This is a genomic window from Phenylobacterium hankyongense (assembly GCF_003254505.1).
In the GTDB taxonomy this organism is placed as follows: Bacteria; Pseudomonadota; Alphaproteobacteria; order Caulobacterales; family Caulobacteraceae; genus Phenylobacterium; species Phenylobacterium hankyongense.
Genome location: NZ_QFYP01000001.1, coordinates 3,652,142 through 3,672,353, shown reverse-complemented (window position 1 = coordinate 3,672,353; position 20,212 = coordinate 3,652,142). Strand labels below are relative to the sequence as shown.

At 70.9% G+C, this 20,212-nt stretch carries 18 protein-coding genes and 1 pseudogene; 11 read left to right on the top strand and 8 right to left on the bottom strand.

The genetic code is table 11. The features are described from left to right. The first annotated feature begins 11 nt into the window (after positions 1 to 11). The 3 genes from recO to DJ021_RS17575 all read left to right on the top strand — a co-directional run bounded on the left by recO (position 12) and on the right by DJ021_RS17575 (position 3,605). The gene (recO, locus tag DJ021_RS17585) at positions 12 to 743 is read left to right on the top strand and encodes a DNA repair protein RecO (protein WP_111458773.1); all 732 of its coding nucleotides are present in this window, start codon (positions 12 to 14) and stop codon (positions 741 to 743) included. A 115-nt stretch (positions 744 to 858) separates the two neighbouring features. Next, a complete protein-coding gene (gene parC / locus DJ021_RS17580; protein WP_111458772.1) occupies positions 859 to 3,108 on the top strand; it encodes a DNA topoisomerase IV subunit A in 2,250 nt (749 codons plus the stop codon). Between the two features lie 80 nt (positions 3,109 to 3,188). Next, positions 3,189 to 3,605: an MmcQ/YjbR family DNA-binding protein gene (locus DJ021_RS17575; RefSeq protein ID WP_111458771.1), complete on the top strand. Its 417-nt coding sequence runs from the start codon at positions 3,189 to 3,191 to the stop codon at positions 3,603 to 3,605. A 17-nt stretch (positions 3,606 to 3,622) separates the two neighbouring features. On the opposite strand, the gene DJ021_RS17570 is transcribed toward DJ021_RS17575, so the two are convergent. Next, entirely contained in the window at positions 3,623 to 4,528 is a 906-nt protein-coding gene (locus DJ021_RS17570) for an AraC family transcriptional regulator (protein ID WP_111458770.1), read from the bottom strand. A gap of 168 nt (positions 4,529 to 4,696) precedes the next feature. Between DJ021_RS17570 and DJ021_RS17565 the strand changes: the two genes are divergently transcribed. The 3 genes from DJ021_RS17565 to aspS all read left to right on the top strand — a co-directional run bounded on the left by DJ021_RS17565 (position 4,697) and on the right by aspS (position 8,994). Then, positions 4,697 to 5,656 (top strand): SDR family NAD(P)-dependent oxidoreductase, encoded by a 960-nt coding sequence (locus tag DJ021_RS17565; RefSeq protein ID WP_111458769.1) that lies wholly within the window; start codon positions 4,697 to 4,699, stop codon positions 5,654 to 5,656. A gap of 128 nt (positions 5,657 to 5,784) precedes the next feature. Beyond that, entirely contained in the window at positions 5,785 to 7,128 is a 1,344-nt protein-coding gene (locus DJ021_RS17560) for a serine hydrolase domain-containing protein (protein ID WP_111458768.1), read from the top strand. Between the two features lie 87 nt (positions 7,129 to 7,215). Further along, positions 7,216 to 8,994 (top strand): aspartate--tRNA ligase, encoded by a 1,779-nt coding sequence (aspS, locus tag DJ021_RS17555; protein ID WP_111458767.1) that lies wholly within the window; start codon positions 7,216 to 7,218, stop codon positions 8,992 to 8,994. A 27-nt stretch (positions 8,995 to 9,021) separates the two neighbouring features. Here aspS and DJ021_RS17550 read toward each other — a convergent pair whose 3' ends face one another. Beyond that, entirely contained in the window at positions 9,022 to 9,894 is an 873-nt protein-coding gene (locus tag DJ021_RS17550) for a pentapeptide repeat-containing protein (protein WP_243626073.1), read from the bottom strand. Between the two features lie 97 nt (positions 9,895 to 9,991). Further along, on the bottom strand, positions 9,992 to 12,487 hold the full coding sequence (locus DJ021_RS17545; RefSeq protein WP_133255054.1) for a TSCPD domain-containing protein: 2,496 nt from the start codon (positions 12,485 to 12,487) through the stop codon (positions 9,992 to 9,994). 195 nt (positions 12,488 to 12,682) lie between these two features. On the opposite strand from DJ021_RS17545, the gene DJ021_RS17540 reads away from it, so the two are divergent. Continuing rightward, positions 12,683 to 13,078: an NADH:ubiquinone oxidoreductase subunit NDUFA12 gene (locus tag DJ021_RS17540; RefSeq protein ID WP_243626162.1), complete on the top strand. Its 396-nt coding sequence runs from the start codon at positions 12,683 to 12,685 to the stop codon at positions 13,076 to 13,078. A 68-nt stretch (positions 13,079 to 13,146) separates the two neighbouring features. Continuing rightward, entirely contained in the window at positions 13,147 to 13,908 is a 762-nt protein-coding gene (locus DJ021_RS19225) for a DUF2155 domain-containing protein (RefSeq protein WP_424444211.1), read from the top strand. Here DJ021_RS19225 and aat read toward each other — a convergent pair. From aat to aroQ, 4 genes and pseudogenes are all read right to left on the bottom strand, one after another. After that, positions 13,878 to 14,495, bottom strand: a pseudogene (aat, locus tag DJ021_RS17530) (leucyl/phenylalanyl-tRNA--protein transferase); the annotation flags it as partial. The gene DJ021_RS19225 and the pseudogene aat overlap by 31 nt on opposite strands. Before the next feature lie 14 nt (positions 14,496 to 14,509). Continuing rightward, on the bottom strand, positions 14,510 to 15,859 hold the full coding sequence (gene accC, locus DJ021_RS17525; RefSeq protein WP_111458763.1) for an acetyl-CoA carboxylase biotin carboxylase subunit: 1,350 nt from the start codon (positions 15,857 to 15,859) through the stop codon (positions 14,510 to 14,512). A gap of 5 nt (positions 15,860 to 15,864) precedes the next feature. Then, a complete protein-coding gene (accB, locus tag DJ021_RS17520; protein WP_111458762.1) occupies positions 15,865 to 16,344 on the bottom strand; it encodes an acetyl-CoA carboxylase biotin carboxyl carrier protein in 480 nt (159 codons plus the stop codon). A gap of 26 nt (positions 16,345 to 16,370) precedes the next feature. Further along, on the bottom strand, positions 16,371 to 16,808 hold the full coding sequence (gene aroQ, locus DJ021_RS17515; protein ID WP_111458761.1) for a type II 3-dehydroquinate dehydratase: 438 nt from the start codon (positions 16,806 to 16,808) through the stop codon (positions 16,371 to 16,373). Positions 16,809 to 16,885: 77 nt separating this feature from the next. Here aroQ and thiS point away from each other — a divergent pair, with 77 nt between their 5' ends. Genes thiS through DJ021_RS17500 form a run of 3 tightly spaced genes read left to right on the top strand, consistent with a single transcriptional unit; the run spans position 16,886 to position 18,683 of the window. Beyond that, positions 16,886 to 17,086 (top strand): sulfur carrier protein ThiS, encoded by a 201-nt coding sequence (gene thiS / locus DJ021_RS17510; protein ID WP_111458760.1) that lies wholly within the window; start codon positions 16,886 to 16,888, stop codon positions 17,084 to 17,086. A 1-nt stretch (position 17,087) separates the two neighbouring features. Continuing rightward, the gene (locus DJ021_RS17505) at positions 17,088 to 17,876 is read left to right on the top strand and encodes a thiazole synthase (protein WP_111458759.1); all 789 of its coding nucleotides are present in this window, start codon (positions 17,088 to 17,090) and stop codon (positions 17,874 to 17,876) included. Positions 17,877 to 17,879: 3 nt separating this feature from the next. After that, positions 17,880 to 18,683 (top strand): SDR family oxidoreductase, encoded by an 804-nt coding sequence (locus DJ021_RS17500; protein WP_243626070.1) that lies wholly within the window; start codon positions 17,880 to 17,882, stop codon positions 18,681 to 18,683. Between the two features lie 2 nt (positions 18,684 to 18,685). On the opposite strand, the gene DJ021_RS17495 is transcribed toward DJ021_RS17500, so the two are convergent. Then, positions 18,686 to 20,191, bottom strand: coding sequence for an NAD(P)/FAD-dependent oxidoreductase (locus tag DJ021_RS17495; protein WP_111458758.1), 1,506 nt, complete (start codon positions 20,189 to 20,191; stop codon positions 18,686 to 18,688). Positions 20,192 to 20,212: the final 21 nt, after the last annotated feature.

The following is a 20,212-nucleotide window of genomic DNA, read 5'->3' as shown; positions in this document are numbered from 1 at the left end:
AGGCTGGGCTGATGGAATTCGAGGACGACGCCTTCGTGCTCTCCGCGCGGCCGTTCGGCGAGGCGGGCGCCATCGTCGAGCTGCTCACCGCCCGTCACGGCAAGTACGCCGCCCACGTGGCCGGCGGCGCCTCGCGCAAGATGAAGCCCTTCCTGCAGGCCGGCGCCCAGGTGCTGGTCCGCTACCGCGCCCGGGTCTCCGACCAGCTGGGCTCGGCGACCCTGGAGCCGGTGGGCGAGGGGCCCTCGGCGCTGTTCGACGACGCCCTGGCGCTGGCCGGGCTCTCGGCCGCCGCCGCCGTGGCCGCCGGCGCCCTGCCGGAGCGCGAGCCGCATCCTGGCGCCTACCTGGCCTTCGAGGCGCTCGGCCAGGCGCTGGCGATGACCGATTACTGGCCGGCGGTGTTCGTGCGCTTCGAGGCGGGGTTGCTGCAGGAGCTGGGCTTCGGGCTCGACTTCTCCAAGTGCGCCGCCACCGGCGCCGTGGACGACCTGGTCTACGTCAGCCCCAAGACCGGCCGTGCGGTCAGCCGCACCGCCGGCGAGCCCTACAAGGACCGCCTGCTGACGCTGCCGCCCTTCCTCTTGTCCTCGCAGTCGCGGCTGGAGCCGGGCGACGTCCGCGCCGGCCTCGACCTCACCGCCCACTTCCTCGAAGCCTTCATCTTCAACCCCCTCAACCGCCCCCTGCCGCCGGCCAGGCTGTGGCTGGTGGACCGCCTGGGCGAGGCGGGAAGGCTGTAGGTCCCTTCTCCCACAAGGGGAGAAGGGCGACGATTTCACGCCTCGGCCTTTCGGCCGCAGCTACTTCCCGCCCTGACACCCGCTAAACTCGCTGTGCCATGAATTCGATTCTCCCATGACCGCCATTACCGCCCCGCCGCCGCCCGGCGACCGCATCATCGACGAGCCGCTGTCGGAGGCGCTGTCGCGGCGCTACCTGGCCTATGCGCTCAGCGTCATCACCGACCGCGCGCTGCCGGACGTCCGCGACGGCCTGAAGCCCGTGCAGCGCCGCGTGCTCTACGCCATGCGCGAGATGCGGCTGAACCCGGACACGGCGGCGCGCAAGTGCGCCAAGGTGGTCGGCGAGGTGATGGGCGGCTATCACCCGCACGGCGACCAATCGATCTACGACACCCTGGTCCGCATGGCCCAGGACTTCGCCCAGCGCTATCCGCTGGTCGACGGCCAGGGCAACTTCGGCAACATCGACGGCGATAACCCGGCGGCCATGCGCTACACCGAGGCGCGTCTCACCGCCGCGGCCATGCTGCTGCTGGACGGCATCGACGAGGACGCCGTCGACTTCAAGCCAACCTACGACGGCCAGGACGACGAGCCGGTGGTGCTGCCCACCGGCTTCCCGAACCTGCTGGCCAACGGCACGACCGGCATCGCGGTCGGCATGGCGACCTCCATCCCGCCGCACAACGTCGCCGAGCTGGTCGACGCCTGCCTGGTGCTGGTCGACAACCCCGACGCCACCACCGAGCAACTGATGGCCCACGTCCAGGGGCCGGACTTCCCCACCGGCGGGGTCATCGTCGAGCCCCGGGCCAGCTTGCTGGAGACCTACGAGACCGGCCGCGGCGGCGTGCGCCTGCGGGCGTTCTGGGAGAAGGAGGAGACCGGCCGCGGCACCTACCAGATCGTCGTCACCCAGGTGCCCTACCAGGTGAAGAAGGCCGATCTGGTCGAACAGCTCGCCCTGCTGATCGAGACCAAGAAGGCCCCGCTGCTGGGCGACGTGCGCGACGAGTCCGCCGAGGACGTGCGCCTGGTGCTGGAGCCCAAGAGCCGCAACGTCGAGCCCGAAGTGCTGATGGAGAGCCTGTTCAAGCTCTCCGACCTGGAGACCCGCTTCTCGGTCAACCTAAACGTCCTCGACGCCCGCGGCACGCCCGGCGTGATGGGCCTGAAGCAGGCGCTGAAGGCCTTCCTGGCCCACCGCCGCGAGGTGCTGGTCCGCCGCGCCCGCCACCGGCTGGAGAAGATCGAGGCCCGGCTGCACATCCTCGACGGGCTGCTGATCGCCTACCTCAACCTCGACGAGGTGATCCGCATCGTCCGCTACGAGGAGGAGCCGAAGGCCAGGCTGATCGAGACCTTCGAACTCTCGGAGCTGCAGGCCGACGCCATCCTCAACACCCGCCTGCGCCAGTTGGCCCGGCTGGAGGAGATGGAGCTGCGGCGCGAGCACGCCGAGCTTTCCGAGGAACGCGACGGCATCCTCAAGATGCTGGGCTCCGACGCCGCGCAGTGGACGCTGGTGGCCGCGGGCCTGCGCCACGTCCGCGGCGAGCTCGGCCCCGACACCACGCTCGGCAAGCGCCGCTCGATCTTCGCCGACGCCCCGCAGGTCGACACCGAGGCCGCCCTGGAGGCGATGATCGTGCGCGAGCCGATCACCGTCATCCTCTCCGAGCGCGGCTGGATCCGCGCCGCCAAGGGCCGCGTCGAGGACCCCTCCGAGCTGAAGTTCAAGGAGGGCGACAAGCTGCAGTTCCTGGTTCCGGCGGAGACCACCGACAAGCTCTTGGTGTTCGCCTCCGACGGCCGGTTCTTCACGCTGGCGTGCGACAAGCTCCCGGGCGCTCGCGGGCACGGCGAGCCGCTGCGCCTGATGATCGACCTCGACGACAAGGTCGGCATCGTCGACGTCTTCGTCCACAAGCCCGGCGGCAAGCGCGTGCTGGCCTCCGGGGAGGGCTACGGCTTCATCCTGCCGGAGGACGAGGCGATCGCCTTCCGCCGCGCCGGCAAGCAGGTGCTCAACGTCGGGGCCAAGGGCGCCGCCGCCGCCTTGCCGCTCACCGCCGCCGACCACCTGGCGGTGATCGGCGACAACGGCAAGATCCTGGTCTTCCCGGTCGACGAGTTGCCCGAGATGCCCCGCGGCAAGGGCGTCAAGCTGCAGTCCTATCGCGAGGGCGGCCTGAAGGACGCCATGGTCTTCAACGGCGACGAGGGCGCGAGCTGGATCGACGCCGGCGGCCGCAACCGCCGGTGGCCCGAGTGGCGCGACTGGCTCGGCAAGCGGGCCGGGGCGGGAAAGCTGTTCCCCAAGGGCTTCCCGACGACGAAGCGGTTCCGGCCGAAGGGGTAGGGGCGGAGCGGCCAGCCGCCTGCTAAGCTGCGTCTCGCGTCAGCCGCCTCAGCCGAGCGGCGCGGGCAAGCTTGTGCAGGATGAGCCAACACCCAGAAGTCCCGCCCGCGATCGTCGCCCGGCTTGCCTCGGTGTGCCTGGCGCTGCCCGAGACCCGTCAGGAGGCGGCCTGGGTGGGCGTGCGGTGGCGGGTGCGCGCGAAGACCTTCGCCCACGTGCTGATGATCGCCGCGGGCTGGCCGCCGGCCTATGCGCGCGCCGCAGGGTGCGACGGCTGCGTGCTGACCTTCCGCTCGAGGATCGCCGAGCTCGATCCGCGGGACTACGCCGAGGCGCCGTTCTTCCGGCCGGTGTGGTGGCCCGACATCGTCGGCCTGGTGATCGACGGCGACACCGACTGGGACGAGGTCGGCCACCTCCTCACCGCCAGCTACTGCGCCCTCGCGCCGCACAAACTGGCGCAGCTGGTGGAGCGGGCGACCGAGCCGCGGAGCTAGCCGCGGCGCCGGCGGCGTCAGGCGCCGTCTACGACTTCAGCCAGGGCCGCCGCGTCGCCCCGCAGGCGCATCGCGTCGCGGACCGGCGGAGCGCCGAACAGCCGGGCGTATTCGCGGCTGAACTGCGAGGCGCTCTCGTAGCCCACCGCGTAGCCGGCGCGCGCCGCGTCCTGGTCGGCCATCAGCAGCCGGCGCGCATGCTGCAGCCGCAAGCTCTTCTGGAATTGCAGCGGGCTCATCGCCGTCACCGCCTTGAAGTGCCGGTGCAGCGAGGCGGGGCTCATGCCCGCCAGCTCGGCGAGGGCGGCGATGCGCAGTTGCTGGTCGTAGTGGCCCCGGATCCAGGCGATCGCCCGGCGGACCCGTGACAGGCGGCTGTCGGCACGGGCGACCTGGCGCAGCACTTCGGCCTGCGGTCCCTGCAACAGGCGATAGAGGATCTCGCGCTCCAGCATCGGCGCCAGCACGCGGATATCCCGCGGCGTTTCGAGCAGGCTGAGCAAGCGCAGCCAGGCGTCCACCAGGTCGGCGGTCACCGGGCTCACACCGAAGCCTTGGACGCCGGTCTCGGAGCGGGCCGGGTCGTCGACGTTGGGAATGAGCGCCGCCAGCGCTTCCGGATCCAGCGCCAGACTCAGCGAGACGTAGGGCCGCTCGCGGCTGGCCTCGGTGACGCGGCCGGACGCCGCCAGCTCCACCGAGGCGATGAAGTAGCAGGCGGGATCGTAGCGCAGCAGCCGGTCGCCGACGGTGACTTCCTTGGCGCCTTGCAGCACCAGGCAGAGCATTGGCCGGACCACCCCGGGGAGAGGCTGGGTGGGCCCATGTCCCAGATTGATCGACACGCGCGGGATCGCCGTGATGCGCTCGTCGCGCGCGTGTCGGATGGCCAGGGCCAGCAGTTCGTCGAGGTGGGCCTGCATCCCTCCATGATCGGATCGTTGCAGGCGTAGTGCAAGGCCGCCGGCCCGCTGTCGCCGCCCGGTTGAGAGGATCAGGCAAGATTTCGAGGCGATCGGACGCGCGCCGGGCGGCCCGCTCCACCAGATGGGAACCAGCAGAAGCTACCCATGACGGAGCGGAGAAAGACCATGACCAAGACGTTCGGAGCTGAATCGACGACTGACGAGGTGCTGCAGGGCGTGGACCTGAGCGGCAAGCGGATCCTGGTGACCGGCGTCTCGGCGGGCCTGGGGGTGGAGACCGCCCGGACGCTCGCCGCCCATGGCGCCTGGGTGGTGGGCGCCGCGCGCGATCTGGACAAGGCCCGGGCGGCCACCGCGCCGGTGCGCGCCGGTGCGGCGAACGGCGGCGGTCTGGAGCTGGTGCAGCTCGATCTCGCCTCGCTCGCCAGCGTCCGCGCCTGCGCCGACGCCCTGGTGGCGGCCGGCCAGCCCCTGGATCTGGTGATCGCCAACGCCGGCGTCATGGCCACGCCGTTCGGCAAGACCGCCGACGGCTTCGAGACCCAGTTCGGCACCAACCACCTGGGCCACTTCGTGCTGGTGAACCGGATCGCGTCGCTGATGAAGCCGGGCTCGCGGCTGGTGAACCTGGCCTCCGCCGGCCATCGGTTCTCGGACATAGACCTCGACGATCCGAACTTCGAACGCACGGAATATGCGCCGTTCGTCGCCTACGGCCGCTCGAAGACCGCCAACATTCTCTTCGCCGTCGAGTTCGACCGCCGTCACAAGGCGAACGGCGTGCGCGCCGCCGCGGTCCACCCGGGCGGCATCCAGACGGAACTCGCGCGCCACATGACGCCGGAAGCTGTCCAGGCGCTGCTCGACTCGATCAGCACCGCCACCCCTGCGGGCGCGCCGGCCTTCGAATGGAAGACCATCCCACAGGGCGCGGCCACCTCCGTCTGGGCCGGCGTCGTTGCGCCCGCCGAGCTGGTGGGCGGCCTCTATTGTGAGGACTGCCACGTGGCCGAGCTCCAGGAGAGCGGCGACATCCGCGGCGGCGTCCGCAGCTATGCGCTGGATACCGAGCGCGCCAAGGCGCTCTGGGCCAAGAGCGAGGAGATGGTCGGCGAGCGCTTCTAGCGCCGCTCCTGCCGTTGCAGCCGCGGGCCGTTTGGGCCCGCGCGTTGCGCGGCTGAGCCCGCCTTTCCTTGCGCCGGAGAGCCGGAGCCCCCAAGCTTGGCGGCATAAAACATGGGGGATATTCGAAAATGATTCGTCGCGCCTATTGGGCCGCAACTCTGACCGCCGTCGCCCTGGCCGCCGCGCCGTTGGCGCAGGCGAAGCCCGCGCCTCGGCCTGCTCATCACGCCGCACTGGCGCCCGCCGCCAGCCCGGAATCGGTGGGCTTCGACTCCGCCCGGCTGAAGGTGCTGGACGCGGCGATGGCCAAGGTCGTCGCCGACGGCCGGGTGGCCGGCATGACCACGCTGCTGGCGCGCCACGGCAAGGTGGTGGAGTTCAGGACCTACGGGGCCTCCAGCCTGGCGACCGGCGCGCCGATGAGCAAGGACGCCATCTTCCGCATCTATTCGATGTCCAAGCCGCTGACCGGCGTGGCGATGATGATCCTCTTCGAGCAAGGCAAGTGGCGGCTCGACGATCCGGTCACCCGCTATGTGCCGGAGTTCAAGAACCTCAAGGTGATGGTCAGCGCCGACAAGGACGGCAAGATCACCGCGGTCGAGGACATGAAGCGTCCGCCGACCATGCGCGAGATCATGAGCCACACCGCCGGCTTCGGCTACGGCCTGGGTGACGAGCATCCCGTGGACAAGCTCTACCGCGAAAAGCAGGTGCTGGGGTCGACCGGCCTCAAGCAGATGATCGACCGCACCGCGGAGATCCCGCTGATGTTCCAGCCGGGGACCAACTGGTCCTATTCCTCGTCGGTCGACATCCAGGGCTACATCATCGAGAAGCTGACCGGCCAGACGCTGGGCCAGTTCATGCAAGCGCAGGTCTTCGGGCCGCTGAAGATGAACGACACCGGCTTCTACACCCGGCCGGGGACCGGCGATCGTCTCGCCGCGGTCTACCTGGGCGACAAGAAGACCGGCAAGATCCATGAGGCCAAGGAGCTGTTCGGCAGCCCGATGCCCGACTACACGCGCCCGCCGGCCATGGAGTCCGGCGGCGGCGGCCTGGTCTCGACCACCTCCGACTACGCCCGCTTCTGCCAGATGATCCTCAACGGCGGCGAGCTGGACGGGGTGCGGATCCTGTCGCCCGCCTCCATCCAGCTGATGGACACCAACGTCATTCCGCACGATGTGCTGGTGTCCTCGAACGGCACCAACACGGCGCGGTTCAACGAGGCGGTCGGCTTCGGCCTCGACTTCATGGTGGTCAACGACCCGCGCCGCGCCGGTTCGCTGGAGGGCAAGAACACCATGAGCTGGGGCGGGGCGGCCGGCACCTGGTTCTGGATCGACCCCACCAACGACCTGTTCTTCGTCGGCATGATCCAGCGGATGGGCGGCACCGGCGGCGACGATCTGGGCGGGCAGGCGAGGGCCCTGACCTACCAGGCCCTGACGCATCCGGAGAGGTGAGCCCGCCGGCGGCGGGAGGGATGCTTGACTTTCGCACCCCCACATGCGCCCTTCCGCGCCTCTTAAATCAGCTGATTTCCCTGACAAATGCACGCCTACCGCACCCACACCTGCGGCGAGCTCCGCGCCGCCGACACGGGCAAGACCGTCCGCCTTTCCGGCTGGATCCATCGCAAGCGCGACCACGGCGGCCTGGTCTTCGTGGACCTGCGCGACCACTACGGCCTGACCCAGCTGGTGATCAGCCCGGAGACGCCCGGCTTCGCGGTCATCGAGCGCCTGCGCGCCGAGAGCGTGATCCGCGTCGACGGCGAGGTGGTGGCCCGCTCGGCCGACACGGTGAACCCGAACCTGCCGACCGGTGAGGTGGAGATCCGCGTGCGCGAGATCGGCGTGCTGTCGGAGGCCGCCGAGCTGCCGCTGCCGGTGTTCGGCGAGCCGGACTATCCGGAAGAGATCCGGCTGAAGAACCGCCACCTGGACCTGCGCCGCGAGACCCTGCACCGCAACATCGTGCTGCGCTCCAAGGTCATCCAGTCGATCCGCAACCGGATGATCGGCCAGGGCTTCCTGGAGTTCCAGACGCCGATCCTCACCGCCTCGTCGCCGGAGGGCGCGCGCGACTTCCTGGTGCCCTCGCGGCTGCATCCTTCCAAGTTCTACGCGCTGCCCCAGGCGCCGCAGCAGTTCAAGCAGCTGCTGATGGTCTCCGGCTTCGACCGCTATTTCCAGATCGCGCCCTGCTTCCGCGACGAGGACCTGCGCGCCGACCGCAGCCTGGAGTTCTACCAGCTCGACGTCGAGATGAGCTTCGTCACCCAGGAAGACGTGTTCGCGGCCATCGAGCCGGTCATGCACGGCGTCTTCGAGGAGTTCAGCCAGGGCAAGCCGGTGACGCCGTACCCGTTCCCGCGCGTCCCCTTCCGCGAGGCGATCGCCAAGTACGGCACCGACAAGCCGGACCTGCGCAACCCGATCGAGATGCAGGACGTCTCGGAGCATTTCCGCGGCGCGGGCTTCGGCCTGTTCGCCCGCATCCTCGAAGACACCAAGAACGCCGTGTGGGCGATCCCCGCGCCCGGCGGCGGCAGCCGCGCCTTCGCCGATCGCATGAACAGCTGGGCCCAGGGCGAGGGGCAGCCGGGCCTCGGCTACATCTTCTGGCGGGAAGGCGAGGAGGGCGGCGCCGGTCCCATCGCCAAGAACATCGGGCCTGAGAAGACCGATGCGCTGCGCCAGCAGCTCGGCCTGAAGGTCGGCGACGCCGCCTTCTTCGTGGCCGGCGATCCGAAGGTGTTCCACAAGTTCGCGGGCTCGGCCCGCACCAAGGTCGGCACGGAGCTGAACCTGGTCGACGAGAACCGCTTCGAGTTCGTCTGGATCGTCGACTTCCCGATGTTCGAGTGGAACGAGGACGAGAAGCGCGTCGACTTCTCGCACAACCCGTTCTCGATGCCGCAGGGCGAGCTGGAGGCCCTGGAGACCAAGGACCCGCTCGATGTCCTGGCCTACCAGTACGACATCGTCTGCAACGGCTACGAGCTGTGCTCGGGCGCGATCCGGAACCACCGTCCGGAGCTGATGCTGAAGGCCTTCGAGATCGCCGGCTACGGGCCGGAGGTGGTCGAGGAGCAGTTCGGGGGCATGCTGAACGCCTTCCGGCACGGCGCGCCGCCGCACGGCGGCCTGGCGCCCGGCATCGACCGCATCGTCATGCTGCTGGCCAACGAGACCGCCATCCGCGAGGTCATCGCCTTCCCGCTGAACCAGCAGGGTCAGGACCTGATGATGAACGCGCCGTCCGAGGTGTCGGACAAGCAGCTCAAGGAGCTGCACATCCGGCTGGCGCCGCCGCTCAAGGCCTGACGGCTGGCCTGAGAGGGCGGGCGGCGATCACCAGCGCTGCGCGACGGGCGCAGGCGGGGCCGGCGGCGCAGGAGGAGCAGGCGGAGCGGGCGGCGTCATCGGATGCATGATGAACCGGAACCCGCCCGCACAGGGCTTGGCGATCAGCCGCCCGGGCAGCCGCGTACGCGAGTCGCCGCAGGCCTCGTCCACCTGCTCCTGGGCCAGCCCGCGGGCGCGGGACAGGTCGACGCCGGCGATATTGGCGCGGGCCAGGCTGGCGTCCTTGAAATCCGCGTCGGCGAAGCTGCTCCCCACCAGCGCGGCGCCGGTCAGTTCCGCCGAGCGGAAGGACGCCTTGTCGAACTGGCCGCCGACCATGTTGGCCCCGATCAGCTCGGCGTCGCGGAAGTCGGCGCCGCGGGCGTCTGCCCGGCTGATGACCGCGCCGTGCAGCTCGGCGGAGCGCAGGCTGGCCCCTCGCAGGCTCGACTTGGCGAAGTTGGCGCCGGTCGCCTCCATGCTGCTGAGGTCGGCGTTCGTCAGGTTGGCGCCGGCGAAGGTCACGCCCCGGGCCTCGGTGGACCGCAGCCGGGCGTTCGACAGGTTGGCGCCCGCGAAATTGGCGCCGACGATCTCGGAATCACTCAGGTCGGCGCGCGACAGGTCCGCCCCGGCGAAGGTCGAGCCAAGGAAGTGCGCCTGGCGCAGGTCGGAGCCGACCAGGGCGGCGCCGGAGAAGTTGGCGCCCAGGAAGTGCGCCCCGGCCAGCTTGCGCCCGGACAGCTCGCAATTGGGGCAGGCGCCGCCGAACGACGTCACCCGGGCGACTTCCTTGTCGCCCTGGACGGCGGCCGCGGCGCCGGCGACGCCCGGGACGAGCGCCAGGGCGGCGGCGGCGGCGAGAAGCAGGCGGCTCACGACTTTCATCCGGGGCACGAAATCCTTTAAGGACGACGTGATCCATCTGCGCTCGCCCCATCTCAAGCGCTACTTAATTCGCGGTAATTCTAAGGGCTTAGCTGGCCTGGTCCTCGCCGGCGCGGCCGGCTCGGGCGCCGCAGGTTTCGCAGATCATCGCCTGGCCCTTGCGCACCACGGCGATGTCGCCGCACGCCGCGCAGACCTCGGCGGCCTCGAAGCTGGCCGGCCCGCTCAGGCGGTTGGCCGTCGGCAGGAAGACCAGGTTGTCCGGCGCCGCGCCGCGCGAGAAGCCGCGGGAGATGAACCGGCTGGCCGGCTGCGGCTCGTCGCTGGCGAGGGCGTCGGCCTTGCCGTGACCCAGGCCGTCGGCGTTCAGCTCGCCGGGGTCGTCGCTCGCCAGGTCGTTGCGGCCCAGGTAGGAGACGCCCAGCTCGCGGAAGATGTAGTCGAGGATCGAGGTCGCCGACTTGACGGTGTCGTTGCCGGTCACCGGTCCGGCCGGCTCGAAGCGGGTGAAGACGAAGGCGTCGACGAACTCGTCCAGCGGCACGCCGTATTGCAGTCCGATCGAGATCGCGATGGCGAAGTTGTTCATCAGCGAGCGGAAGGCGGCGCCTTCCTTGTGCATGTCGATGAAGATCTCGCCGAGCTCGCCGTCGTCGTACTCGCCGGTGTGCAGGTAGACCTTGTGGCCGCCGACGGCCGCCTTCTGGATATAGCCCTTGCGGCGGTCGGGGAGCTTGCGGCGGGTGCGGTCGCGCTCGACGATCCGCTCCACGACGCGTTCTTCGGGCGGCGCCTCGCGGGCGGGCCGCGGCGCGGCCTCGGCGGTCATGGCGGGCAGGTCCAGCGTCAGGTCGGCCGGTGGCGCGGCGCGGCGCAGGCGCACCGCCAGAGGTCCGGCGAGCCGGCCGACGGCGGCCTCGGGTTCGGCGTCCCAGGGCAGCACCACCTCGGCCAACGGCGGTGTGGCGAGCGCGGGCTCCAGCGCCCCCAGCATGGCGTGCCGGGGCGCGTCCCCCAGATCCGCGGCCGTACGGAAGATGCGCCGCTGCTCGAGCGTCAGGGCCTCGGCGTCGGCGAGGTCGGGGGCGCCCAGCGCGTAGGCCTCCGCCGCCGCGATCTCGTCGGGCGTGAAGCCGGCCAGCGCCAGGACGTCGAGGCGCGGGTCGGCCAGTTGGTCGGCGGTGGCCCCCAGGACGTCGCGCACGAAGCCTTCGCCGATCACCTGCGGCGCGAAGGCGTCGGCGAGGCGGCGCGCCAGGGGCAGGGCGGCTTCCGCCGCGGCGATCTCGTGGTCGGTGAAACCGCGGGCGGCGAGGGCGCGCGCGTCGATCGCCGGCGCCTCGGCCAGGTCGCCACGGCCCAGCAGGTGGCCGCGCATCTCGCCGGGATCGACGCCTAGGACGGCGAAGCCGCGCAGGGCGGCCTCCGACAGCACCCGGACCGGCTCCCCGTCCAGGGTTTCGGCCAGGGTCACCGGGCCGCTGGACGGCGCCGCGGAGAGGTCGCCGCCGCCGAGCCGCAGCGACAGCTCGGGGTCGACGAAGACGGCGAGGCCGCCCTGGAGCCTGGCGCCGGACGCTTCGATCGCCGCCCCGGCGGCAAGGTAGAGCTCGCGCGCGGTCTCGCGGCCGGCCTCGCTGTCGTAGTCGAGCCCGTGGGCGATCAGCCAGTCGGCGAGGCCCGCCAGGCCCAGCAGCGCCGGGCCGTCGCTGGCCGCCGCCAGGGCGCGGGCCAGGAGCTGCACGGCCGCCTCGAAGCCGGCGATGTCGAAGCCGGGCTCCGACCAGAAGGCCATCAGGTCGACGCCGCCGCGCAGCGCGGGTTGGGCCTCAGCCAGACGGGTGGCCGCCGCCATGCCGGGCGCGACGGCCACGGCGCCGGTGGTCCAGGCGGCGAGCGCGATCTGGCGGCCGGCCGGGCCGGCAAGGTTGTCGGGGGCGGCGGCGACGATCAGGCGCAGACGATCGACCGCCGGCGCAGCGCCTTCGACCTCCCAATGGCTTTCGCCGGCGCGGGCCAGGGCGATGGCGTCGAGGATCATGGCCGCGGAGGCCCCGCCGCCGCGGGCGGCTTCGGCGGCGCGGGCGAGACTGGCGTTGCGGGTCGGATCGGCGCAGGCGGCCGGGTCGCCCTCGCAGCGCAGGACGGCGTCCATCACCGCTTGCAGGCGGTCGGCCAACGCGCGGCCGGCCGCCGCGGCGGCGAGCTCTCCCCGGCAATCGGAGGCCAGCCGGCGCAAGGCCGCGGCGAGCTCGGGCGACGCGGCGTCGATCACCGCCGGCGCGTTGGCGGTCGGCTCGGACCCGATGGCGACGGCGCCGCTCAGCAGCGCCGCCGTGAGGTTGTCGCGGAAACGGGTGCGGCCGCGCACGTCCTTGACCAGTCCCTTGGCCTGGGCGTGGGCGGTGAGGGTCTCGACATAGTCGGCGATGGCCTGCGGCAAGTCCGGCTCTCCCCCTGCCCAGTCGATCCAGGCTTCGACCCGGGCGTCGGGCCAGTGCGCCGGGGCCAGGACTTCGAGGACGCGGTCGGACAGCTCCAGGATCCGCCCCTCGATTCCCACACCCGCCGTTGCTGCCGCCATTGAGCCGACTCCCGTCTTGGGAGGTTAGGGGGCGTCGGCGCGGCCGGGCAATAGATGTTGCGGTCACGGCGTGGTTCATCCCCAACATCTTGCCGCACCCAAGGCTCCGGCGCGCGGCTGGACGCTCCCCGGGCGGCCCCCTATAGTCCGGCCGCGTTCAAGCCTCTCCGAGAGCAGTCGAGCCCAGTGTCCAACATCTTCAAGACCATGTTCACCTGGTGGAACGGCGCCACCGCCGGCATCCACTTCACCATCGCCCGCCGCGGCGTGTTCATCGGCCAGGACGAGAACGGCAACCGCTACTACGAGGCCAAGGACACCTCCGACAGCTACGACGGCCGCAAGCGCCGGTGGGTGGTCTTCAACGGCTATGCCGAAGCCTCCAAGGTCACGCCCGACTGGCACGGCTGGCTGCACCACACCTTCATCGAGCCGCCGACGGTCGAGCCGTTCGTGGTGAAGTCGTGGGAGAAGGAACACCGGCCGAACCTCTCGGGCACCATCCACGCCTACCGGCCGAAGGGGTCGCTGGCCCGCGGCGGCGAGCGCCAGCGCGCCACCGGCGACTACGAGGCCTGGAAGCCGGAATAGCGGCGCGCGTCGTGACCCGCCCCTCGCGAACCCCGCAACTGATCCGCCGGAGCGTCTGGCTGGCGGCGATGGTCGGCGCGTCGGCTGCGGGGCTGGTCTCCGCCCAGCCCGCACCGCCGGCGCCGCCCGTCCTGGTGACCCCGCCACCGGCGCCGACGCCGGGGCCGGGCGGTCCCGCCGAGGAAGCGCCGCCGGTCAACGTGCCGACGCCGGCGCCGATGGTGGTGCCGCCGATCTCCGAGAAGGAGGTCGCGCCTGCGCCGCCGCCGAAGCCCAAGGTCGAGGAGAAGCCCGCCGAACAGGTCCGGCGCGCGCGCTACGACGTCGCCATCCTGCAGGCGCTGGACAAGGTCACCGCCGAGTCGCTGCGGTTCGAGGCCCCGGTCGGCCGGCCGGTCCGCTACAAGAGCCTGGTGTTCACGGTCCGGGCCTGCGAGCGCTCGGCGTCGGACGAGGCGGTCGAGGACTCGGTCGTCTACATGACCATCGACTCCCAGCCGAGGCCTGCGCCGGGCAAGCCGACCCCGCCGGCGAGGCAGGCGTTCAAGGGCTGGATGTACGCCTCGTCCCCCGGCCTGCACCCGTTGGAGCATCCGGTCTACGACGCCTGGCTGATCACCTGCAGGGCCGCTGCGCCGCTCAATGCGCCGGCGCCCATTCCGGTCGCGGCGCCCGCCACGCCGGCCCCCAAGGCGACGCCCGCCGCCGCGCCGGCGGCAGCCAAGGCGGCCCCGACCGCGCCGGTGACGCCGAAGCTGGTCCCACCCGCGCCTGAGCCGGCCGCGCCCGCGCCTCCACCCCCGGCGGAGCCGGAAGTCCCGCCCACCTGAAAGACGCCCACGACCTTCAGCGCCGCGTCCAGGCGGCGATGATATTCGCGCCGTGAGATCTCCACCGCGCCGAACTGGCTGAGGTGGTCGGTCATGAACTGGGCGTCGAGCAGCCGGTAGCCGCCGAGGATCAGCCGCGCGACCAGGTGCACCAGCGCCACCTTGGAGGCGTCGCGGCGACGCGAGAACATGCTCTCGCCGAAGAACGCGCCGCGCAGCGAGACGCCGTACAGGCCCCCGACCAGTTCGCCGCCTTCCCAGCATTCGACGCTGTGGGCGACGCCCTGGTGGTGCAGGCGGGTGTAGAGGGCCTCGATGGGGTGGTTGATCCAGGTCTCCGTGCGGCCCGGGCCGCTCTCGGCGCAGGCCTGCACCACCTGGCGAAAGGCGGTGTCGACGCGGATCTCGAAGGGGTCGCCGCGCACCGTCCGCGCCAGGCGCCGCGAGACATGGAACTCGTCGAGCGGGATCACCCCGCGCCGCTCCGGATCGATCAGGAAGACCCGCGCATCGTCACGGGCGTCGGCCATCGGGAAGACGCCGCGGGCGTAGCAGGCCAGGAGGTCACGGGCGGTGAAGGTCTCCATGCCCGCTTCTTCTATCAGGCGGCGGCCTGGGCCTTCATCCAGTTCTCGAGCCAATGGATGTTGTAGTTGCCGGCGATGATGTCCGGCTGGGCCATCAGCTCCTGGAACAGCGGGATGTTGGTGTCGATCCCGGCCACCACGATCTCCCCCAGGCAGCGGCAGAGGCGGGCGATGCATTCGTCGCGGTCGCGGCCGTGGACGATCAGCTTGCCGATCAGGCTGTCGTAATAGGGCGGGATCGAATAGCCGGCGTAGAGGGCGCTATCCATCCGCACGCCGAGGCCGCCGGGGGCGTGGTAGTCGGTGACCAGGCCGGGCGAGGGGACGAAGGTCTTAGGGTTCTCGGCGTTGATCCGGCACTCGATGGCGTGGCCCTCGAACGCCACGTCCTCCTGGCGGAACGACAGCGGCAGGCCGGCGGCGATGCGGATCTGCTCGCGCACCAGGTCGATGTCGGTGATCGCCTCGGTGACCGGGTGCTCCACCTGCAGGCGGGTGTTCATCTCGATGAAGAAGAACTCGCCGTTCTCGTACAGGAACTCGATGGTGCCGACGCCGAGGTAGCCGATGGCCTTGACCGCATCGACCACCACCTTGCCGATCTTGGCGCGGGCGGCGGCGTCGATGACAGGCGAGGGGGCTTCCTCCAGCACCTTCTGGTGGCGGCGCTGCAGCGAGCAGTCGCGCTCGCCGAGGTGGCAGACGTTGCCGAAGCTGTCGGCGATCACCTGCAGCTCGATGTGCCGCGGGGTCTGGAGGTAGCGTTCCATGTAAACCGCGTCGTCGCCGAACGCCGCCTTGGCCTCGGCGCGCGCCGTCGAGACCGCCTCGGCCAGGTCGTCCTCGGTCTGGGCGACCTTCATGCCGCGCCCGCCGCCGCCGGCGGCGGCCTTGATCAGCACGGGGAAGCCGATTTCCTTGGCGGCCGCGAAGGCCTCCTCCTCGGTGGTCAGCGCGCCCTCGGAGCCGGGCACCACGGGGATTCCGGCGTCCTTCACCGCCTGCTTGGCGGTGATCTTGTCGCCCATCATCTTGATGTGCTCAGGCTTGGGTCCGATGAAGGTGAAGCCGTGGGCGTTCACGATCTCGGCGAAGCGGGCGTTTTCCGAGAGGAATCCGTAGCCCGGGTGGATCGCCTGAGCCCCGGTGATCTCCGCCGCGGCGATGATCGAGGGGATGTTCAGGTAGCTCTTGGCGGCCGGCGCCGGGCCGATGCAGACGCTCTCGTCGGCCAGCCGCACCCACATGGCGCCGCTGTCGGCCTCGGAATGCACGGCGACGGTGGAGATGCCCATCTCCTTGCAGGCGCGGTGCACGCGAAGTGCGATCTCGCCGCGGTTGGCGATGAGGATTTTCTCGAACATGACCGCTACTCGATGACGGCGAGCGGTTCGCCGAACTCCACCGGCTGGCCATCGGCGACGATGATCTCGACCACCTTGCCGCCCTTCGGGGCCGGGATCGGGTTCATGGTCTTCATGGCCTCGATGATCATCATCGTCTGCCCGGCCTGCACCGTGTCGCCCACTTTCACGAAGGAATCGGCGCCCGGCTGGGGCTGCAGGTAGACGGTGCCGACCATCGGCGAGTTGACCAGGTCGCCCTTCGACCGTTCGACGACCGCCGGTTCGGCGAAGACGGCGACTGGGTTCGGCGCGGCGGCCGCCATTGGGGCAGGCGCGGCGACCTGCATCATCGGCTGGGCGGTCAGGGTCTTGGCCACCCGGATCTTGAGGCCCGCGTGCTCCACCTCGATCTCGGACAGGCCGGTGTCGGTGAGGATGTCGGCCAGTTTGCGCACCAGGCGCGAGTCGATGGGATCGGCTGGAGCCTTGGGACTGCTAGCCATGGGAAGTTCCTTGTCTCTTGAAGGCTTCAGCGGGCCAGGCCCGCAGCGGCCTCGACGGCCAGTTCATAGCTCGCAGCGCCGAATCCGGTGACCACGCCGGTGGCTGCGAGGGATACGTAGGTCTCACGGCGGAACGCCTCGCGGGAAGCGGGGTTCGAGAGGTGGCACTCCACCACGGGCACGCCCACCATCTTCAAGGCGTCGAGGATGGCCACCGAGGTGTGGCCATAGCCGGCGGGGTTGATGACCAGGGCGCAGGCCTTCTCGCGGGCCTCCTGGATCCAGTCGATCAGCTCGCCTTCGTGGTTGGATTGGCGGAACACGACTTCACGCCCCAGCGACGACGCCCGCGCCTCGCAGAGGCCGCGCACGTCGTCCAGGGTTTGATGGCCATAAATCTCGGGCTCGCGGACGCCCAGGAGGTTGAGATTGGGGCCGCTCAGCACATAGATCGGTTTCGACATTCGGCTCCGCCGTCGATTCCGGCGACTTGTAACGTTCGGCGACGGGGGTCACAAGCTTGCCGACCGGAGGTGCGTCCTTGAAGCTGACCGTCAACGGAGAGAGCCGCGGCTTCGAGGCCGTTTGCGACGTCGCCGCCCTGGTGGCGGCGCTGGGCCTGGACGGCCGCAAGGTGGCGGTCGAACGCAATCTGGAGATCGTCCCCAGATCGGCGTACGGGAGCACCGCGCTCTCGGACGGCGACCGGATCGAGATCGTGCATTTCATCGGAGGCGGCTGACATGGACGGTTCTGTCCAGGCTGAAGACACCTGGTCAGTGGCGGGGCGGACCTTCCGCTCGCGGCTGATCGTCGGCACCGGCAAGTACAAGGATTACGCCCAGAACGCCGCGGCCGCGGAGGCCGCCGGCGCGGAGATCGTCACCGTGGCGCTGCGCCGGGTGAACCTCTCCGATCCCAGCCAGCCGATGCTGGTCGACCACGTGAAGCCGGACCGCTTCACCTTCCTGCCGAACACCGCCGGCTGCTTCACCGGCGAGGATGCGGTCCGCACCCTGCGCCTGGCCCGCGAGGCGGGCGGCTGGGACCTGGTGAAGCTGGAGGTGCTGTCCAACACCAAGCACCTGTTGCCGGACATGGAAGAGACGCTCAGGGCGCTGAAGCTGCTGATCGCCGACGGCTTCCAGGTGATGGTCTACTGCTCCGACGACCCGGTGTACGCCAAGAAGCTGGAGGACGCGGGCGCCGCCGCGATCATGCCGCTGGGCGCGCCGATCGGCTCCGGGCGCGGCATCCAGAACATCCTCAACCTCGGGCTGATCATCGAGCAGGCCACCGTGCCGGTGCTGGTGGACGCCGGCGTCGGCACCGCGTCGGACGCGTCGCTGGCCATGGAGCTGGGCTGCGACGCGGTCTTGATGAACACCGCCATCGCCGAGGCGCGCGATCCGATTCGGATGGCGCGGGCGATGAAGCACGCGGTGATCGCCGGTCGCGAGGCCTACCTCGCCGGCCGCATGCCCAAGCGGATGTACGCCGACCCGTCCTCGCCGCTGGCCGGACTGATCTGAGCCGTGGCCGCCGAGCGCAAGTCGATCTTCATCACCGGGGCGGCGTCGGGCATGGGGCGGGAGACCGCCCGGCTGTTCGCGTCCAAGGGTTGGTTCGTCGGCGGCTATGACGTCAACGAGGCGGGGCTGGAGAGCTTGCGCGAGGAACTGGGGCCGAAGAACTGCCTGGTCCGTCGCCTCGACGTCACCGACCGCGCCGACTACCGCGCCGCCCTGGACCGCTTCGCGCCGGCGGCCGGCGGGCGGCTCGACATCCTCTACAACAACGCCGGCATCGGCCGCGGCGGGCCCTTCGATCAGCAGCCGTTCGAGGACATCGCCGCCGTCGTCCAGGTCAACCTGATGGGCGTGCTGATCGGCATCTACGAGGCCGTGCCGCTGCTCAAGGCGACGCCCGGCTCGCTGTGCTTCACCACCTCGTCGTCCTCGGCGACCTTCGGCATGCCGGGGATCGCGGTCTATTCGGCCACCAAGCACGCGGTGAAGGGGCTCACCGAGGCGCTGTCCGTGGAGTTCAAGGCGCTGGGCGTGCGGGTCGCCTGCGTGCTGCCCGGGCTGATCGACACCCCGATCCTGCCGCCCGGCGTCGCCGCCAATGCCCCCAAGGAGGGCATGTTCCGCGCCATCCCGCCGGCCGAGGTCGCCCAGGTGGTCTGGGACGCCTACCACGCCGACAAGCTGCACTGGTACGTGCCGCCGGAGCTGGCGGAGCTCGATAAGGCCGCGGCGCTGAATCCCGAGGCCGTGCGCGACCAGATGGGGTCCGGCGCCTTCTTCACCGGCCCGACCGAGCGCAAGGCCGACTGACTTCAGGCCGCCTGCGCCCGCAGGCGCTCGATGTCGAGGCTGGGCGACAGACCGACGGCGGTCATCATCTCCTCGCGTCCCGGCCCGGCCTTGGCGGGATAGGCCTCGGCGTTGCGCCGACGCCCGCGGGCCCAGTACCTCAGCACCTTGGCGAGATTGGCCGGCCGCTTCAGCCAGGCCTGCGGGTGCTCCAGCATGTGGAAGCCGCGCAAGGCCGCGCGCAGCAGTTCGACGTCGGAGCGTACGGCGATCGCCACCCCGTCCTGAAAGAAGCTCCGGGTCAGGCGGGCCTTCAGGGTTGGACGATAAGCCGGGGTCAGCATCTGGCGGGCCCGCCGCACGGCCGCGCGGTCGGCGTCGCGCATGACCTGATAGTAGGGCCGCAGTTCGGTGTCCGCGCCGGCGCGGTAGCGGAGCAGCCGCTGGGCCGGGTCCGGCGTCGCCTCCAGAGCGTCGCGCAGCAGATAGGCGCAGACCGCGGCGAAGGAGCAGCCCCGCCCGTACAGCGGATTGGTGCGCGCCAGGCTGTCGCCGACGGCGAAGTACCCCAGCACGGCCGGTCGGCCGCCGGGCGCCAGGTCCCGCCAGAGGCTCTCCAGCTGGCCCATGCCGAACACCCGGCTGACGCCGCTCGCCCGCTCGGGCTCCACCCAGGCCGCGGGGCCGGGCAGCTGGGCGCAGATGGCGTCGAACATCGCCGGATCGACCACCGCCTTGCGCAGCTCCTCCTCGACCTCGGGGACGCACAGGGTGACGGAGAAGCAGCCGTTGTCGCCGGGAAAGACGCCGAACTTCAGATAGCCCAGGTCGCCGGTCGCGGGCCCTTTGCCGCCGCGCGGCGGCTCCGAGGCGTCGGGGTTGAGCCGGTAGTGGCGGGTGAAATAGATGACGCCGGCGCCTTCCGAGGCCTCGCCGACCGCGGCTCCGGCGGCGACCAGTTGCTCGAGGGCCGACGAGGTGCGGCCTGCGGCGTCCACCACCAGGTCGGCGGTGAGTTCCAGCGGACCTTCCGGGCCGTCGATCTCGACCCCGGTCACCACCGGCGTCGGCCCCGGCGCGATGCGCAGGGCGCGGACGAAGGTTTCGGAGCGGATCGAGACGCCGGGCAGGCGCTCCACGTAGCGGCGCATCACCCACTCCAGGGTGGTGCGGCGGCTGGTGAGGATCACCAGGTCGCCGTCCACCGGTTCCGGCGTGTAGGCGCGCCGGTGCAGGGCGGTCAGCGTGCCGTCAAAGCCCAGTTCGCGGCAGCCCGCCGCCAGCAGCTCGGCCAGCAACTCCGGGTGCTGGTCGCGGATCAGCAGCCGCAGGCGGGCCAGGAAGGCGTGGCTGTGCCGCAGGTGCCCCACGCCGCGCCGGGTCCAGTCGGAGAAGGCGGCTTCTACCCCGCCGGGCGGCGGCGGCGGATCGCGCTCCAGCAGCAGCACCTCGCGGCCCGTGGGGGCGAGCGCCAGCGCCGTCCAAAGGCCGGCCATGCCCGCGCCGATCACCAGAACCCGTTCGGTCATCTGGTCCGTCCCGCGCCCCGA

Bases quoted from the DNA above. Each gene is read 5' to 3' on its own strand.
- recO (WP_111458773.1), top strand. From the start codon at position 12: ATGGAATTCGAGGACGACGCCTTCGTGCTCTCCGCGCGGCCGTTCGGC.
- accC (WP_111458763.1), bottom strand. From the start codon at position 15,859: ATGTTCGAGAAAATCCTCATCGCCAACCGCGGCGAGATCGCACTTCGC.
- DJ021_RS17505 (WP_111458759.1), top strand. From the start codon at position 17,088: ATGGACGGTTCTGTCCAGGCTGAAGACACCTGGTCAGTGGCGGGGCGG.
- DJ021_RS17575 (WP_111458771.1), top strand. From the start codon at position 3,189: ATGAGCCAACACCCAGAAGTCCCGCCCGCGATCGTCGCCCGGCTTGCC.
- DJ021_RS17545 (WP_133255054.1), bottom strand. From the start codon at position 12,487: ATGGCGGCAGCAACGGCGGGTGTGGGAATCGAGGGGCGGATCCTGGAG.
- aspS (WP_111458767.1), top strand. From the start codon at position 7,216: ATGCACGCCTACCGCACCCACACCTGCGGCGAGCTCCGCGCCGCCGAC.
- parC (WP_111458772.1), top strand. From the start codon at position 859: ATGACCGCCATTACCGCCCCGCCGCCGCCCGGCGACCGCATCATCGAC.
- DJ021_RS17565 (WP_111458769.1), top strand. From the start codon at position 4,697: ATGACCAAGACGTTCGGAGCTGAATCGACGACTGACGAGGTGCTGCAG.
- aroQ (WP_111458761.1), bottom strand. From the start codon at position 16,808: ATGTCGAAACCGATCTATGTGCTGAGCGGCCCCAATCTCAACCTCCTG.
- DJ021_RS19225 (WP_424444211.1), top strand. From the start codon at position 13,147: ATGGTCGGCGCGTCGGCTGCGGGGCTGGTCTCCGCCCAGCCCGCACCG.
- DJ021_RS17570 (WP_111458770.1), bottom strand. From the start codon at position 4,528: ATGCAGGCCCACCTCGACGAACTGCTGGCCCTGGCCATCCGACACGCG.
- DJ021_RS17560 (WP_111458768.1), top strand. From the start codon at position 5,785: ATGATTCGTCGCGCCTATTGGGCCGCAACTCTGACCGCCGTCGCCCTG.
- DJ021_RS17495 (WP_111458758.1), bottom strand. From the start codon at position 20,191: ATGACCGAACGGGTTCTGGTGATCGGCGCGGGCATGGCCGGCCTTTGG.
- accB (WP_111458762.1), bottom strand. From the start codon at position 16,344: ATGGCTAGCAGTCCCAAGGCTCCAGCCGATCCCATCGACTCGCGCCTG.